This window comes from Luteococcus struthionis (assembly GCF_048595755.1).
Classification (GTDB): domain Bacteria; phylum Actinomycetota; class Actinomycetes; order Propionibacteriales; family Propionibacteriaceae; genus Luteococcus.
On sequence record NZ_CP184360.1, the window covers coordinates 2,945,996 to 2,961,776 of the forward strand.

At 68.0% G+C, this 15,781-nt stretch carries 11 protein-coding genes; 6 read left to right on the forward strand and 5 right to left on the reverse strand.

All coding sequences use genetic code 11. The features are described 5' to 3' along the window. The first annotated feature begins 68 nt into the window (after positions 1 to 68). Complete coding sequence (locus ACOAMO_RS13740) at positions 69 to 710, forward strand: amino acid-binding protein (RefSeq protein ID WP_420175307.1); 642 nt, start codon at positions 69 to 71, stop codon at positions 708 to 710. Positions 711 to 734: 24 nt separating this feature from the next. Here the strand turns inward: ACOAMO_RS13740 and ACOAMO_RS13745 are convergent, their stop codons facing one another. From ACOAMO_RS13745 to ACOAMO_RS13760, 4 genes are all read right to left on the reverse strand, one after another. Beyond that, on the reverse strand, positions 735 to 941 hold the full coding sequence (locus ACOAMO_RS13745; protein ID WP_420175308.1) for a hypothetical protein: 207 nt from the start codon (positions 939 to 941) through the stop codon (positions 735 to 737). Between the two features lie 62 nt (positions 942 to 1,003). Beyond that, positions 1,004 to 2,005, reverse strand: a complete 1,002-nt coding sequence (locus ACOAMO_RS13750; protein ID WP_420175309.1) for a hypothetical protein — start codon at positions 2,003 to 2,005, stop codon at positions 1,004 to 1,006. Continuing rightward, positions 2,005 to 3,093 (reverse strand): tRNA 2-thiouridine(34) synthase MnmA, encoded by a 1,089-nt coding sequence (mnmA, locus tag ACOAMO_RS13755; RefSeq protein ID WP_420175310.1) that lies wholly within the window; start codon positions 3,091 to 3,093, stop codon positions 2,005 to 2,007. Before mnmA ends, ACOAMO_RS13750 begins: the two co-directional genes overlap by 1 nt. A 43-nt stretch (positions 3,094 to 3,136) precedes the next feature. Then, complete coding sequence (locus ACOAMO_RS13760) at positions 3,137 to 4,300, reverse strand: cysteine desulfurase family protein (RefSeq protein ID WP_420175311.1); 1,164 nt, start codon at positions 4,298 to 4,300, stop codon at positions 3,137 to 3,139. A gap of 267 nt (positions 4,301 to 4,567) precedes the next feature. Between ACOAMO_RS13760 and glgX the strand changes: the two genes are divergently transcribed. After that, positions 4,568 to 6,751, forward strand: a complete 2,184-nt coding sequence (gene glgX, locus ACOAMO_RS13765) for a glycogen debranching protein GlgX (RefSeq protein ID WP_420175312.1) — start codon at positions 4,568 to 4,570, stop codon at positions 6,749 to 6,751. A gap of 108 nt (positions 6,752 to 6,859) precedes the next feature. Here the strand turns inward: glgX and ACOAMO_RS13770 are convergent, their stop codons facing one another. Next, on the reverse strand, positions 6,860 to 9,424 hold the full coding sequence (locus ACOAMO_RS13770; protein WP_420175313.1) for a glycogen/starch/alpha-glucan phosphorylase: 2,565 nt from the start codon (positions 9,422 to 9,424) through the stop codon (positions 6,860 to 6,862). Between the two features lie 118 nt (positions 9,425 to 9,542). Between ACOAMO_RS13770 and ACOAMO_RS13775 the strand changes: the two genes are divergently transcribed. The 4 genes from ACOAMO_RS13775 to ACOAMO_RS13790 are packed head-to-tail and all read left to right on the forward strand — an operon-like array spanning position 9,543 to position 15,757. Further along, positions 9,543 to 11,564 carry an alpha-1,4-glucan--maltose-1-phosphate maltosyltransferase gene (locus ACOAMO_RS13775; RefSeq protein WP_420175314.1) on the forward strand — a complete coding sequence of 674 codons (2,022 nt, stop codon included), beginning with the start codon at positions 9,543 to 9,545 and terminating at the stop codon, positions 11,562 to 11,564. Positions 11,565 to 11,606: 42 nt separating this feature from the next. After that, on the forward strand, positions 11,607 to 13,043 hold the full coding sequence (locus ACOAMO_RS13780; protein ID WP_420175315.1) for a phosphotransferase: 1,437 nt from the start codon (positions 11,607 to 11,609) through the stop codon (positions 13,041 to 13,043). A 1-nt stretch (position 13,044) separates the two neighbouring features. Beyond that, a complete protein-coding gene (gene glgB / locus ACOAMO_RS13785) occupies positions 13,045 to 14,979 on the forward strand; it encodes a 1,4-alpha-glucan branching protein GlgB (RefSeq protein WP_420175316.1) in 1,935 nt (644 codons plus the stop codon). 4 nt (positions 14,980 to 14,983) lie between these two features. After that, positions 14,984 to 15,757, forward strand: a complete 774-nt coding sequence (locus ACOAMO_RS13790) for an NUDIX hydrolase (RefSeq protein WP_420175317.1) — start codon at positions 14,984 to 14,986, stop codon at positions 15,755 to 15,757. Positions 15,758 to 15,781: the final 24 nt, after the last annotated feature.

A 15,781-nucleotide genomic window follows, 5' to 3' on the forward strand; every position in this document is an offset into this window, starting at 1 on the left:
CCGGGCGCGACACGTCCACGGGCGCTGCATTGGCGCGCGAGGGCCGCTCGACTTGTCAGAATGGAACAATGCATCTGCTCCGAATCCAGCTCCCGGACCGGCCGGGAGCCCTTGGCGTCGTGGCCACCGCGATGGGCACCCAAGAGGCCGACATCGCGGCGATCAAGATCGTCGAGAAGGGTGACGGCTGGGTCATCGACGACTTCCTGCTCAGCGTCGCGCCCGGCGGGCTCATCGAGTCCATCGTCGGTGCCTGCAATGAACTGCCCGGTGTCTCGGTGCTGTGGGTCTCACGCACTCCGGAGGCTTGGGGACTGGCCGGTGACGTCAAGGCCCTCGACCGCATGCTCGCCGATCCGCAGCAGGCCGCCCAGACGCTGGTGGAAGAAGCCCCGCGGGTCTTCCACTCCCAGTGGGCGGCGATGCTCGACCGCACGGACGCACGCGTGGTGCTGGGCAGCACCCGGGCCCCTGATGTGGACACCGTCGTGGCCGCCCTGATGCCGCTGGACCAGGCCCGGCACGAGGAACTCCCGGCGGACTGGCTGCCGCACTGGCGCGAGACGATGGTGGCCATCTGCCCCGTCGACGAGCAGCGCAGCATCGTGCTGGGCCGTTCGGGAGGGCCGGAATTCCTGCCCTCCGAGCTGCGACGGCTGCAGCACCTGGTGGCACTGGGGATTCCCGGCGCGACCCAGCCTCACGCGTGAGGCAATCAGGCGCCAGCAGCAGCCTCAGGCGCCGCCGTTGAGGATCTTGTAGAAGTACCAGCCCAGGCCACAGACCGCGGCCAGGGCGAGGATGAAGGCCAGGCTGGCCCAGATCCGCTGGCGCTTCTTCGCCTGGGTGGTCGGAACGTCTTCGGGTCCCCACTCCCCCACCTTGGGCTGCACCCGGGCAGGAGTGGGCCCGTTCAGGTTGAGATCGGAGAAGCCACGCACCCGGCCAGCCTAGCCCAGCCGTACGAGTCCCCAGCCCACCCTGGCCGGTCTGCCGGGGCGGCTCACCGGGCCAGTTGCTCGCCCAGCAGGTCGACGGCGGCCAGCAGCTGCTCCAGCTGGGCGGCCGCGGCGCCGGTGCTCCACCCGGCCAGGCCGCACGCGGTGGACAACGACAGTCCACGCTCCAGCACGTGGGGGTCCATTCCCAGCGGACGCAGCGCCGCCAGGCAGCGATCCACCACCTGGTCCGTGCTGGTGAGCTGATCCGCACGGGCGGTCTGCGCCGCCCCCAACCGCAGTCCACGCCCCGATTCCAGCCACGGCCCCAGGCGGTCCCAGTCCGAGCCCTCCAGCAGCGCAAGGTCGAGGCCCAGCACGTCGACGCCGCTGCGCCCCAACAGGTCGGTGTCCACTCCCCCAAGGCCCCGCCACCCGGCGCAGCCGTGCAAGGCCACCTGGTCAACCTGCTCCCGCAACGCGGCGGTGACCCGGCCCAGCAGCTCGCTGACCTGTGGCCGGTCGACGGCTCGTAGCCGGCCGAATCCCGAGGCGGTGGGCACGCTTCCCGCCAGCACGGCGGGCAGCAGGGGCTCGTCCAGCTGGGCGCGCCAGGTGATGGCGGGAAGGCGTCGTCGCATCTCCGCCAGCAGCGAGGACGCCCCCAGAGCCAGGCTCTCGGCCAGGTCCCGTCGGGCTCCGGGATCGTCCAAGACCTTGTTGCCGCGGGGCAGCTCCAGGCAGGCAGCCATGGTCCACGGGCCGGCCAGGGTGAGGGTCACGACGTCGGTGAAGTGCTGGGCGGCCTCCTCCAGGTCGTCCAGGTCATGGCGCAGCAGGCCCTTGGCCCGGCCGTGGTCGATGCCCGCCGATCCCAAGCGCCAGCCCTGCGCCTGCAGGTCGACGTCGAGCCCGTCGAGCATGGCCGCGGTACGCCCCACCATGTCGGCACCCACCCCGCGCGCGGGCAGCTCGGGCAACCAGGCGTGTTGGAAGCTGCCGAGCACGAAGCCCAGCGCACCGGGCATGTCCCTGCCGGGCAGCGATCCGACCGAGGTGGCATGCATCAGGCGCCCTCCCGTACGCGAGTGGTGCTGGCGATGGTGGAACTCCCCACCACCCTGTCCCCGTCGTAGACCACCACGGCCTGGCCGGGGGCGATGCCGGTGGCGGGCTCGTCCAGCTCCACCCGCATGGAGCTCTCGTCGGCGCTGATGGTGGCAGGCATGGCCTCCCCGTGTGCCCTGACCTGGGCGAGTCCTCGCCACGGCCCGGCGACGAGCCCCTGGCTCCAGGTGGGGCGGATGCCCTCGATGACGCCCACCGCCAGATGGGCGCGCGGGCCCACGGTGACGGTATTGGTCACCGGCTCGATGTCCAGCACGAAGCGCGGTTGGCCATCGGGGGCGGGAGTGCCGAGCCTGAGGCCACGTCGCTGGCCGATGGTGAACTGGTGGAAACCATCATGTTCCCCCACCTGGACGCCGTCCTCGTCGACGATCCGGCCCGGATCGGCGCCCAGGGCGCGCTCGAGGTAGCCGGCGGTGTCGCCGTCGGGGATGAAGCAAATGTCGTGGCTGTCGGGCTTCTTGGCCACTCCCAGCCCGAGCTCCCTGGCCTCGGCACGCACCTGGCTCTTGGGGACGTCGCACAGCGGGAACAGTGAGTGGGCCAGCTGCTGCTGGTCCAGCACGCCCAGCACATAGGACTGGTCCTTGGCGGCGTCGGCGGCACGGTGCAGCTCCACCCCGTGCGGCCCCTCCACCAGCCGGGCGTAGTGACCGGTGGCCACCTTCTCGAAACCCAGCGCGATGCCGCGCTCCAGCACGGCCGCGAACTTGATCTTCTCGTTGCAGCGCAGGCACGGGTTGGGGGTGCGTCCGGCCGCATACTCGGCGACGAAGTCGTCCACCACGTCGGCCCGGAACCGGTCGCTCAGGTCCCAGACGTAGAAGGGGATCCCCAACCGGTCGGCCACCCGGCGGGCGTCATGGCTGTCCTCCAGCGAGCAACAGCCCCGGGCACCGGTGCGGAAGCTCTGCGGGTTCTTGCTCAAGGCCAGGTGCACCCCGGTCACCTCGTGACCGGCGGCCACCATGCGCGCTGCGGCGACCGACGAGTCCACCCCGCCCGACATTGCAACCAGCACCTTCATGCAGCACCCTCCCTACGACAGGCCGCCCATGCTAGCCCGGCGCTCAGTCCTGCTGGGAGCTCGCGTGCGCGGTGCGGGCCCGGGAGACGACGTCGGGCAACTCGTCACACAACCGGTCGACCTCGGCCAGCGTGGTCTGGGGCCCCATGCTGAAGCGGATCGACGCGCTGGCCTGCTCCAGGGTGCGCCCCATCGCCAGCAGCACGTCGCTGGGTTGGTGCACCCCGGCGCGGCAGGCGGCCCCCGTGGAGCAGTCGATGCCAGCCTGGTCGAGCAGCAGCAGGACGTCGTCGGCGCGGGTCTGGTCGAAGGTCACATTGGTGATGGCGGGGCTGACCTCGTCGGAGCCGTTGACGAAGCACCCCGTGATGGTGGAACGGACACGCTCCACCAGGTGCTGGCGCAGCTCCTTCAGCCGGGCGTGCTCCCTGTCGAGGTGCTCGACGGCATCCTGCGCCGCGGCCGCGAAGGCGGCGGCGAGCACCACCGGCTGGGTGCCGGAGCGGATGTCTCGTTCCTGGCCTCCCCCCAGCCCCCAGGGGGCCAGTTCCAGGTCTCGGCGCACCAACAGGGCACCGATGCCCACCGGGGCGCCCACCTTGTGTCCCGACAGGCTCATCAGGTCGGCGCCGCTGTCGGCGAAGTCCAGGGGTGTGTGGCCCAGCGCCTGTACCGCGTCGGTGTGCAGCCAGGCGCTGTGGGAGTGCGCCAGCTCGGCGACCCGTGACAGTGGTTGCACGGTGCCGGTCTCGTTGTTGACGCTCATCAACGAGACCATCGCGGTGGACGCCGAGAGGCGGCGCTCCAGGTCCTCCAGGTCGCACAGGCCGTCGCGGTCACAGCGCAGCACGTCGACGCCGGGCATGCGCAGGCGGGCCGTGGCGACCGCGGGGTGCTCGGTGGCCCCGATCAGGACACTGCGATGTGCCGGGCGCTGCACGCCCGCGTGCAGGGCGATCGAGTCGGCCTCGGAACCGCCCGAGGTGAAGACCACCTCCGTCGGATGGGCACCGACGGCCTCGGCCAGCTGCTCCCGGGCATCCTCCAGCAGGGCTCGAGCGGCCCGGCCCGAGCCGTGCAGGGCGGCCGGATTGCCGATGCGGCTGGCATGGCGCAGCATCACCTCGGCCGCTCTCGGGTTCAGCGGTGCCGAGGCCGCATGGTCCAGGTAGACACGTGGCTCACTCTGGACTGCTGATGAGTTCATGGTCCTGACGCTACCGTGACCCGGCGTCGGGACGGCGCAGGATGGAACTTGCTGAAACCGTTGCCTCATGGCATCCACAGCAACCGATAGCACCTATCGTTGCTGTTGGTGGCATCATGGGACGCTGTGCCCTGACCATGTCACCACCCAACTGGTGCGTGTCCTGGGGCCACTACACCGAGACCGGGGGCGGTCAGATGCCGCTCCCCGTCTGCAGGGCTGAGCCGGGCAGGTCCGGCCGCCGGAAGTTAGGCACGAACAGAAGACATGAACGAAGAGACTCCCTCCCCGGTCGATTCCTCGATCCTTGGCGCACAACTGAGAGACGGTGGCTGCCGCTTCGCCCTGTGGGCCCCGCGTGCCCACCGCGTCGAGCTGTCGCTGGTGGCGGACGATCGTTCGCAGCACAACATCGACATGGCGCGCAATCCCGACGGCGTCTGGATCGTGCACGTTCCCGATGTCGTCGCCGGACAGCGCTACGGCTTCCGCGTGCACGGTGACTGGAATCCCGACGCGGGCATGCGCTTCAACCCGGCCAAGCTCCTGCTGGACCCCTATGCCCGCGCCATCACCGCCGGGGTGGACTACTCGGGGCCGATCCTCGACCACGTCGTGGGCTCCAACTACGAGCCGGATCCGCGCGACTCCTCCGAGGCGGTGCCGCTGAGCGTGGTCGTGGCGGACTCCCCCGCCCCCACGCCGATCGAGCGTCGCCGCCCGCTCTCGGAGTGCGTGATCTACGAGACCCACCTCAAGGGCTACACGAACCTGCACCCGTCGGTGCCCGAGCACCTGCGCGGCACCTACTCCGGCCTGGCCTACGACGCGGTCATCGACTACCTGGTGGAGACCGGCATCAACACCGTGCAGCTCCTGCCGGTGCACCACTTCGTCAGCGAGCCCTTCATCGTCGGCCGAGGGCTGACCAACTACTGGGGCTACAACACGCTGGGCTTCTTCGCCCCGCACGCCGCCTACTCGTCGGTGGGCACCCTGGGTGAGCAGGTCCAGGAGTTCAAGGACATGGTCTCCAAGCTGCACGAGCACGACATCGAGGTGATCCTCGACGTGGTCTACAACCACACCGCCGAGGGTGGCCACGAGGGTCCGACGCTCAGCTTCCGTGGCCTGGACCACCGCGGCTACTACCGGTTGACCAATGACCTGCGCAATGACTACGACGTCACCGGGTGCGGCAACTCGGTCGACACCTCGCACCCCGGCGTGCTGAACATGGTCATCGACTCCATGAGGTACTGGGTCCAGGAGATGGGCGTCGACGGTTTCCGCTTCGACCTGGCCACCACCCTGATTCGCGACGAGAACCACCACGTCGACCAGGACCATGAGTTCAAGCGTCGCATCGCCGAGGATCCCGCCTTCGAGGGCATCAAGATGATCGCGGAGCCCTGGGACATGGGTCCCTACGGCTACCAGGTGGGCAACTGGGGCCCCAACTGGAGCGAGTGGAATGACCAGTACCGCAACTTCATGCGCGACTTCTGGCGCGGCGCCACCCACGGCGTCGCGACGCTGGCGACCCGACTGTCCGGTTCGCCCGACATCTTCAACCGTGACGGACGCGGCCTGGACTCCAGCATCAACTTCATCACCGCCCACGACGGTTTCACCATGCGTGACCTGACCACCTATGACATCAAGCACAACGATGCCAATGGCGAGGCCAACCGCGATGGGGCCGACGACAACCGTTCCTGGAACTGTGGTTGGGAGGGCGAGACCCTCGACGAGGGCATCAACGACTTCCGCCACCGCCAGGTCAAGAACATGATGGCCACGCTGATCCTGTCCTCGGGCGTGCCCATGATCACCGCCGGTGACGAGCTGGGACGCACCCAGGGCGGCAACAACAACGCCTACTGCCAGGACTCCCCCATCTCCTGGGTCCACTGGGACACCCTGGACCAGTGGGGCGACCTGTCGGAGCTGACCTCGACACTGCTCAAGGCACGGCGCGACTTTGCCCCGCTGAGGCCCAGCCGCTTCCGCGACCACTCCGAGGTGCTGGACGCCGAGGGCAATGGACTGGGACGTTTCGACCTGGCCTGGCTGGACGGCTGGGACGGTGAGATGCGCGACGAGCAGTGGCACGACGGCGGTCGTCGCCACCTGGGCATGTACTGCTCCGATGCCGAATCGGCCTTCCTGACCTTCTTCAACGGGGCCGCCAACAATGTCCTGGTGCGGCTGCCCGGCGCCCCCTGGGCCGACAGCTACCAGGTGGTGGCCTCCACCGCGCACCGCGCCGAGCTCCCCGAGTCGCCGATCGCCCCGGGCCAGGAGTTCGACCTGCCCGGCCGCAGCGTGACGCTGCTGCGCTGCGAGGTTGCGTCGGTGGCCCCGGTCCCGGTGGTCGACGACTTCGAGGAAGCGCTGCCCGAGGCGGAGAACCTGCCCTCGAGCGACCGCGACGAGCTGGAGTTCTGACAGCCGGCGCATCCGCCACCGGCGAGGCCTGCGCAGACGCGACAACGGCGGCTCCCCCATTTCGGGGGAGCCGCCGTTGTTCATGTCAGCGGCCCTGGCGGGCGCCGGTCACAGGACCGGCGGGGTGTGCCAGATGTCGCGGATGTAGTCCTTCATGGAGCGGTCGGAGCTGAAGTAGCCACTGCGCGCCACGTTGAGGATCGCGGAACGGGTCCAGGCCTCCTCATCGGCGTAGTAGGCCTCCACCCGGGCCTGGGCATCCATGTAGGAGGCGTAGTCGGCCAGCGTCATGAAGCGATCGCTGTTGAGCCAGTTGGACACGATGGGCTCGAAGAGACGGCGATCTCCGTCGGAGAAGGCGCCCGAGGCGATCAGGTTGATCGCACCCTTGAGCCGCTCGTCGCCCTCGTAGTAGGAGCCCGGTTCGTAGCCCTTGGCGCCCAGCTCGGCCACCTCCGGCTCGGTCATGCCGAACAGGAAGAAGTGGTCGTCGCCGACCAGTTCGCGGATCTCGACATTGGCGCCGTCATCGGTACCGATGGTCAGCGCGCCGTTGAGGGCGAACTTCATGTTGCCGGTACCCGAGGCCTCCATGCCGGCCAGCGAGATCTGCTCCGACAGCTCGGCGGCCGGGATCAGCTTCTCGGCCAGGGTGACGTTGTAGTTGGCCGGGAAGGCCACCTTCAGCTTGCCCTGCACCCGCTCGTCATTGTTGACGACCTCGGCCACCTTGTTGATCAGGTGGATGGTGTCCTTGGCCATCTTGTAGCCGGGGGCGGCCTTGGCACCGAAGAGCACGGTGCGGCCCTGGACGTCGGCGGGATCAAGCTTGCCGGTGATGATCTCGTTGTAGAGCGTCACCACGTGCAGCAGCTTGAGCGACTGGCGCTTGTACTCGTGCAGGCGCTTGACCATCACGTCGAGCATGTGGTCCTCGGGGATCACGATGCCGTCGCGCTGCTCGAGCAGCTTGGCAAGCTTCAGCTTGTTCTCACGCTTGACCTCGCGGAAGGCCCTGCGGAACTCGACGTCCTCCGCATAGGGCTCCAGCTCGCGCAGCCGCTCCAGGTTGTTGACCCAGCCCTTGCCGATGGAGTCGGAGATCAGGGTGGACAGCGAGCGGTTGGCCAGCCGGATGAAGCGACGCGGGGTCACGCCGTTGGTGACATTGGTGAACTTGCCCGGGTAGAACTCGTTGAAGTCGGGCAGCACCTTGTCGCGCAGCAGCTGGCTGTGCAGGGCGGCCACGCCGTTCACCTTCGAGCCGGCGATGGTGGCCAGGTAGGCCATCCGCACGGCGCGCTCGGGGTGCTCGGCGATGATCGACATGCGGCGAACGCGCATCTCGTCATTGCCGTACTTCTTGCGGACCTCGTCCAGGAACTGGTCGTTGATCTGGTAGATCAGCTCCAGGTGGCGCGGCAGGAGCTTGCCCAGCAGGGAGACCGGCCACACCTCGAGGGCCTCCGGCAGCAGGGTGTGGCAGGTGTAGGCGAAGCACTTCTGGGTGACTTCCCAGGCCTCGTCGAAGCCGAAGCCCTTCTCGTCGATCAGGATGCGCATCAGCTCCGGCACCGCGATCACCGGGTGGGTGTCGTTGAGCTGGAAGATGATCCGCTCGTGCAGGTTGTGGAGGTCGAAGCCCTCCTCCAGCTGGTGGTTGATGAAATCGGCCAGCGAGCAGGCGACGAAGAAGTACTGCTGCTGCAGGCGCAGCTCCTTGCCCTGGGGAGTCGAGTCCTCGGGGTAGAGCACCTTGGAGATGTTCTCGGCGAAGGTCCGGGCGCGCACGGCGTCGGCATAGTCACCGGAGTTGAAGATCTGCAGGTCGAAGGCCTTGCTGGCCTGGGCGCTCCACAGGCGCAGCGTGTTCACGCGGCCGTTCAGGTAGCCGGGAACCATGTAGTTGTAGGGCACGCCCTGGACGTTCCAGTCGGGGATCCAGGTGGTCTTCTCGTTGCCCTCGGCGTCGGTGGTCTTCTCGGTGCGGCCGCCGAAGTTGACGCGCACGGCGTGCTCGGGGTGGGCGAACTCCCAGGGGCAGCCCAGGGCCAGCCAGCTGTCGGGCTGCTCCACCTGGCGACCGTCGACGAAGGTCTGGCGGAAGATGCCGAACTCGTAGCGGATGCCGTAGCCGATGCACGGCACGTTCATGGTGGCCAGCGAATCGATGAAGCAGGCGGCCAGACGTCCCAGACCACCGTTGCCGAGGCCGGGCTCCACCTCCTGCGCACGCATCACGGCGAAGTCGATGCCGCACTGGTTGAGGGCTTCTTCGGCAATGTCGATCAGGCCGCTGGAGAGCAGGTTGTTGCCCAGCTGGCGGCCGAGCAGGTATTCGGCGCTCAGGTAGCCGACCACCTTGTGCGGGTTCTCCTGCTGGCCACGCTCGGTCTCGAGCCAGCGGGCCATCAGGTAGTTGCGCACGGTGGAGGCCAGCGCCAGGTACTGGTCGTTGACGCTGGAATTGGCCAGCGAGACGCCCTGGTTGGAGTTCAGTTCGTGCAGGAACTCCCGCACGAATCCATCGACGGTGACCGGCGGGGTGCCGGAGGGCGCCTTGGCCACAGGATGGGTCGGCTCAAACTGGGGGCCCCTGTGACTGCCGGTCATGGGAGACTCGTCAGAGTGCTCCGGGGCCATGGACATGGTGGAAGCATCGGTGTTGGACACGATGCGAGCGTAACCGAAATCCAGCCGGGTGGCGCGCCCCGCGGCATGGCATTGGGCGCGTGGCGAACAGCGCCCAAGACTCTCCCCGCAAAGGGGACTCGCCGCTAGGGTGGAGCACGTGAGCACACACCAGACCTCCAGCCAGGCAGTGCCGAGCCAGCAGGCCGTCGACGCGGTCCCCGGTTTCGGTCGCATCCCCGTGACCAATGTCCACCCCTTCGTCGAGGAGGGTGCCTACGCCGCCAAGGCCGTCGTGGGCGAATGGTTCCCGGTCAGGGCCAATGTCTTTCGCGAAGGACACGACGCGGTCAATGCGACCATCGTGCTGACCAGCCCCTCGGGCCGCACCTCAACCTTCCCGATGCTGCAACAGGAGCCCCGCGGCCTCGACATCTGGGAGGGCTGGGCGCAGGCCGACGAGGAGGGCGACTGGACCTTCCGCGTCGAGGGCTGGTCCGATGTCTGGGAGACCACCCACCACAATGCCGTGGCCAAGCTGCAGGCGGAGATGGACGTGGAGCTGGTCTGCCTGGAGCTGCAGGACGTGATCAATCGCGCCGCGGAGCAGGCCGCCAGTGCCCAGGACGAGGTGCAGGCCAGCGTGCTGCGAGCCTCCGCCGCCCTGATGAACCCCGCCCGGACGCCCTCGGACCTGCTGGAGTCGCTGCAGGCATCCTCATTGCTGCGTGCCATGCGCCACTACGGCCCCCGCGAGCTGGTGACCCCGACCCGCGAGCAGCGGCTGCAGGTGGATCGTCGCCGCGCCCTGTTCTCCAGCTGGTACGAGTTCTTCCCCCGCAGCCAGGGCGCCTGGTGGGACGAGGAGAAGCAGTGCTGGCACTCCGGCACCTTCGCCAGTTCCCACGAACGCCTCGAGGCCGCGGCCCAGATGGGCTTCGACGTGGTCTACCTGCCGCCGATCCATCCGATCGGCACGGCCTTCCGCAAGGGTCGCAACAACTCGCTGACCCCCAGCGAGCACGATCCGGGCTCTCCCTGGGCCATCGGCAGCCCCGACGGTGGCCACGACGCGGTCCACCCCGATCTGGGCACCATCGACGACTTCGACGAGTTCGTCGCCAAGGCCAAATCGCTCGGCCTGGAGGTGGCACTGGACTTCGCGCTGCAGGCCTCCCCCGACCACCCGTGGGTCAAGGAGCATCCCGAGTGGTTCACCACCCGGCTGGACGGCACCATCGCCTACGCGGAGAACCCGCCCAAGAAGTACCAGGACATCTACCCGATCAACTTCGACAATGATCGCGAGGGCATCTACCGCGAGAGCCTGCGCATCCTGAAGTTCTGGATCGAGCACGGGGTGACCGTCTTCCGGGTGGACAACCCGCACACCAAGCCGGTGGACTTCTGGGCGTGGATCATGAGCGAGGTGCGCAAGACCAACCCCGAGGTCATCTTCCTCGCCGAGGCCTTCACCCGGCCCCAGATGATGCAGGCCCTGGGCAAGGTCGGCTACCAGCAGGGCTACACCTACTTCACCTGGCGCAATGCCAAGTGGGAGCTCGAGAGCTACCTGACCGAGCTCTCGCGGGAGACCGCGCACATCTTCCGTCCGAACTTCTTCGTCAACACCCCCGACATCAACCCGGCCTTCCTGCAGTCCGGCAATCCCGCCGCCTTCTCGATCCGCGCCGTGCTGGCCGCCACCATGTCGCCCAGCTGGGGCGTCTACTCGGGCTTCGAACTGTGCGAGCACGAGGTCTTCCGCCCCGGCGGCGAGGAGTACCTCAACTCGGAGAAGTACGAGTACCGGCCGCGTGACTGGCAGAACCACCAGCCCAACCTGTCGGTGCTGTTGGGACGGCTGAACGAGATCCGTCGCGAGAACCCGGCGCTGCAGCAGCTGCGCAAGATCGACTTCCACCACGCGCCCAATGACCAGGTGATCGTCTACTCCAAGACCGACGGCGACAGCCGCGTCCTGGTGGTCTGCTCGCTCGACCCGTGGAATGCCCAGGACAGCGAGATCTACCTGGACATGTCCAAGCTGGGGCTCGACCACGATGCGGTCATCGAGGTCCACGACGAGCTCGGTGGCGGCACCTGGACCTGGGGTGCGCGGGCCTTCGTCAGCCTGCACCCCGGCAACCCGGCCCACATCTTCAGCGTGCGCGTCAAGTAGGCAGCCCTGCCCAGCCGCACGACCCGCGACCGACAGGAACCGATGAACGACAACGACCAGAACGACCCGATGATCGATGAGGGGCAGGCGCAGGCCATCGAGGCCCTGCAGCAGTTCGTGCTGCAGGCCCGATGGTTCGGCGGCAAGGGCCGCAATGGCCAGTTGGCCGGCCTGGAACAGCCCGACTGGATCGTCGCGCCCGGTGGCGACTCCCCCGCCGTGCGCGCCGAGTACGTCACCGTCGTCTATCCCGACGAGAGCCACGAGTACTACCAGCTGCTGGTGAGCTACCGCGACGAGCCGCTCCCGGAGTGCCACATCGGCCCGGCCCTCGACCCCGCCCTGGGCCATGCCCATGACGCTCCCCGCGACGTGGAGGCGATGCGTGGCGTTCTGCGCTCGCTGTTGGCCGGATCGCAGGTTCCCCATGCCTGGCAGGAGTCCCTGGTGGACGGGCGCCAGCTGCGTGGCGACCTGGAACCCCGGGTCTTCGGTGGTGAGCAGTCGAACACGAATGTCCTGCTCGGCGACGTCGCGCTGATGAAGATCTTCCGCAAGCTCGAGGTGGGCCCCAACCTGGACATCCAGATGCACGATGCCCTGGGGCGGGCCCAGGTTCCCTCGGCGGCCCGGCTCTACGGCTGGGTCTCCGGTTCGCTGACGCCCTTCAGCGACGAGTGCTGGACCGACGGTGCCGATGCACCCGATCCCCAGCGGGTGGACCTGATGATGATCAGCGAGCTGCTGCGCGATGCCGAGGACGGCTGGGAGCTGGCCACCGAGCACGCCCGCCAGGGCAAGGACATCGGCGAGCATGCCGCCGCGCTGGGCACCGCCCTCGCGCAGGTGCACACCGCACTGGCGGATGCCTTCGGCCCCTCGGACGCGCAGGGAACCGCGGTGGCGGACATCATGCGCGAACGCTTGGCCGTGGCCAGCGAACAGGCTCCGGCCCTGGCGCCGTACCGGGCCGGGTTGGATGCCACCTTCGCGGCACTGGAAGGCCGCCAGCTGCGCACCCAGCGGGTGCACGGTGACTTCCACCTGGGCCAGACCTTGTTCACCCCCGACGGGTGGAAGATCATCGACTTCGAGGGCGAGCCGATGAAGAGCTTCGCCGAACGGCTGGAGCCCGACAGCGCCCTGCGCGACATCGCGGGGATGCTGCGCAGCTTCAGCTACGCGACCAGTGCCTTCGACGACCCGACCGGCGCCCCGGCGGCCGACTGGCTGGCACGAGCCCGCGACGCCTTCCTGGCGGCCTACCAGCGTGAGGCTGGCGAGGTGGATCGGGCCGTGCTGGCTGCCTACGAGGCCGACAAGGCCATCTATGAAGTTGTGTACGAGACCAGGAACCGTCCCGACTGGGTCGAGATCCCCCTGGCGGCACTCGCGGCAATCGCCCCGGGTGGACGGGAGACCGTCGGTGAGAACCCGACGTCCGGCGCAGCCGACCAGGCTGCAGAGCAGGAGAACTGAGATGGGTTACGACTTGGCAGGCGGCCTCACCGGCTGGGACATGGAAGGTTTCCAGAGCGGTGGCGACACCGAGCTGTGGAAGCGGCTGGGCGCCCACGTCGTCACCATTCCCACCGACGACGGCGGCACCGTCACCGGCACGCGCTTCTCGGTCTGGGCACCCAATGCCCAGGCGGTGCAGCTGATCGGTGACTTCAACTACTGGAGCGGCGACGAGATGTACCGCCTGCCCGGTACCGGCGTGTGGAGCCGTTTCATCGAGCAGCGCGGCACCGACACGCTCTACAAGTTCCGCATCCAGGGCCCGGACGGCGTCTGGCGCGAGAAGGCCGATCCGATGGCCTTCTTCTGCGAATCCGCGCCGTCGACGGCCTCGATCGTCTATGACAGCCAGTACGTCTGGGGTGACGACGAGTGGATCGCCCGCCGTGAGCAGGCGCAGGCCCACCAGGAGCCGATGAGCATCTATGAGCTCCACCTGGGGTCGTGGCGCAAGGGCCTGAGCTACCTGGACCTGGCCGACGAGCTGGTGGAGTACGTCAAGTGGCAGGGCTACACGCACGTGGAGTTCATGCCGGTGGCCGAGCATCCCTTCGAGCCCTCCTGGGGCTACCAGGTGACCGGCTACTTCGCCCCCACCAGCCGCTTCGGCCGTCCCGACGACTTCCGCCACCTGGTGGACAAGCTGCACCAGGCCGGCATCGGCGTCATCCTCGACTGGGTTCCCGGTCACTTCCCCAAGGACGAATGGGCGCTGGGCCGCTTCGACGGCACGGCCCTCTACGAACATGCCGACCCGCGCCAGGGCGAGCACATGGACTGGGGCACCTACATCTTCAACTACGGCCGCAATGAGGTGAAGAGCTTCCTGGTCAGCAATGCGCTGTACTGGATCAGCGAATTCCACATCGACGGCCTGCGCGTGGATGCGGTCGCCTCGATGCTCTACCTCGACTACTCCCGCAAGGAGGGCGAGTGGGTGCCGAATGTCTACGGTGGCCGCGAGAACCTGGAGGCCATCGACTTCCTGCGCTACACCAACAAGCACCTCTATGAGCGTCACCCCGGTGTGCTGATGATCGCCGAGGAGTCCACCAGCTTCCCCGGCGTCACCCGTCCGGTGCACCACGACGGCTTGGGCTTCGGCTTCAAGTGGAACATGGGCTGGATGAACGATTCGCTTCGTTACATCGAAGAGGACCCGGTCAACCGCCAGTACAACCACCACCTGTTGACCTTCGCGATGGTCTACGCCTACTCGGAGAACTTCATCCTGCCCATCAGCCACGACGAGGTCGTGCACGGCAAGGGGTCGATGGTCAACAAGGTTCCCCAGGACGACTGGCGCAAGTTCGCCACCATGCGTGCCTTCTATGCCTTCATGTGGGCCTTCCCCGGCAAGCAGCTGATCTTCATGGGCCAGGAGTTCGGCCAGCGCAGCGAGTTCAGCGAGACCAAGGGGCTGGAGTGGTGGGTCGCCGACATGTGGGGCCACGGCGGCCTCAAGCGTCAGTTCAAGGACATGAACGAGATCTACCGCAGCGAGCCCGCGCTGTACGAGCTGGACAGCTCCCCCGAGGGCTTCGAGTGGCTGGTGGCCGACGATGCCGCGGGCAATGTCTTCGGCTGGGTGCGCAAGGACACCAAGGGCGACATGGTCGCCTGCGTGGTGAACTTCTCCCCCACGCCGCACAACACCTACGGCATCTCGCTGCCCAAGTCCGGTGTGTGGCGCGAGCTGCTGAACACCGACTCCCCCGCCTATGACGGCGACGGGAACTTCGGCAACTACGGTCAGGTCATCGCCCGGGACGGTGCGGCTCCGTGGGGGGAGGGGGCCTGGGCCACGTTGTGCATCCCGCCCTTGGGTGCGCTGTGGTTGAAGTACGACGCCAAGGCCACCGCCGAGCTGCCCGGCGACACCGGCATGGCCTGATCCGATGGCCGAGCAGTTCACGGTCAATGTCGAGGTGACCGGCGACATCGGGGTGGTCCAGTGGAGTGGCGACACCGATGCCGACACCCTGGCGAAGGCCGTGAGCATGGCGGCCGACGAGGTGATCGTGGCGCGTCAGGTGCGCCGTCTGGAGGTGGCGATCCCCGCCACCGACCAGATGGCGCGCCGCGCGCTGCATCTGGCGGGGTTTCGTCGGGAGGGCATCCGCCGGCACGGGTGGCCGGTGGGCGAGGGCGAGTACGTCGACGTGCACCTCTACTCGCGGCTGGCCGGCGACATCATCTATGGGCCCGAGGGCTTCAGCTCGGTGATGAACTCCGTGCTTCCCACCAAGCGATTGATCGCCCACGCGCTCTTCCGCAATGCCGACGGTCAGGTCCTGCTGCTGCAGACCACCTACAAGACCGACTGGGAACTGCCTGGGGGCGTGGTCGAACCCGGCGAGCCGCCCCGCATCGGGGCCGAGCGCGAGATCACCGAGGAGCTGGGCATCACGGTGCAGCTGCACTCCCCCGCCCTGGTCGACTGGATGCCGCCCAGTCTGGGGTGGAGCGATGCCCTGGAATTCATCTATGACGGTGGGGTGCTCGACGAGCAGAGCATCGCGGCGCTGGTGCGCGAGGAGCGGGAGATCCGCTCGATCCATTGGGTGGAGCCCGCCGACGTCCCCACCCACGTCTCTCCCCTGTCGGCGCGACGCATCCAGCTGGTCCTGGACGGGTTCACCGGCTTCACCGAGGACGGCGTCCCCGTCTGACCACAAAAGACGCTCGGGTTTCCA

Bases quoted from the DNA above. Each gene is read 5' to 3' on its own strand.
- ACOAMO_RS13760 (WP_420175311.1), bottom strand. From the start codon at position 4,300: ATGAACTCATCAGCAGTCCAGAGTGAGCCACGTGTCTACCTGGACCAT.
- ACOAMO_RS13780 (WP_420175315.1), top strand. From the start codon at position 11,607: ATGAACGACAACGACCAGAACGACCCGATGATCGATGAGGGGCAGGCG.
- glgB (WP_420175316.1), top strand. From the start codon at position 13,045: ATGGGTTACGACTTGGCAGGCGGCCTCACCGGCTGGGACATGGAAGGT.
- ACOAMO_RS13740 (WP_420175307.1), top strand. From the start codon at position 69: ATGCATCTGCTCCGAATCCAGCTCCCGGACCGGCCGGGAGCCCTTGGC.
- ACOAMO_RS13750 (WP_420175309.1), bottom strand. From the start codon at position 2,005: ATGCATGCCACCTCGGTCGGATCGCTGCCCGGCAGGGACATGCCCGGT.
- ACOAMO_RS13790 (WP_420175317.1), top strand. From the start codon at position 14,984: ATGGCCGAGCAGTTCACGGTCAATGTCGAGGTGACCGGCGACATCGGG.
- glgX (WP_420175312.1), top strand. From the start codon at position 4,568: ATGAACGAAGAGACTCCCTCCCCGGTCGATTCCTCGATCCTTGGCGCA.
- mnmA (WP_420175310.1), bottom strand. From the start codon at position 3,093: ATGAAGGTGCTGGTTGCAATGTCGGGCGGGGTGGACTCGTCGGTCGCC.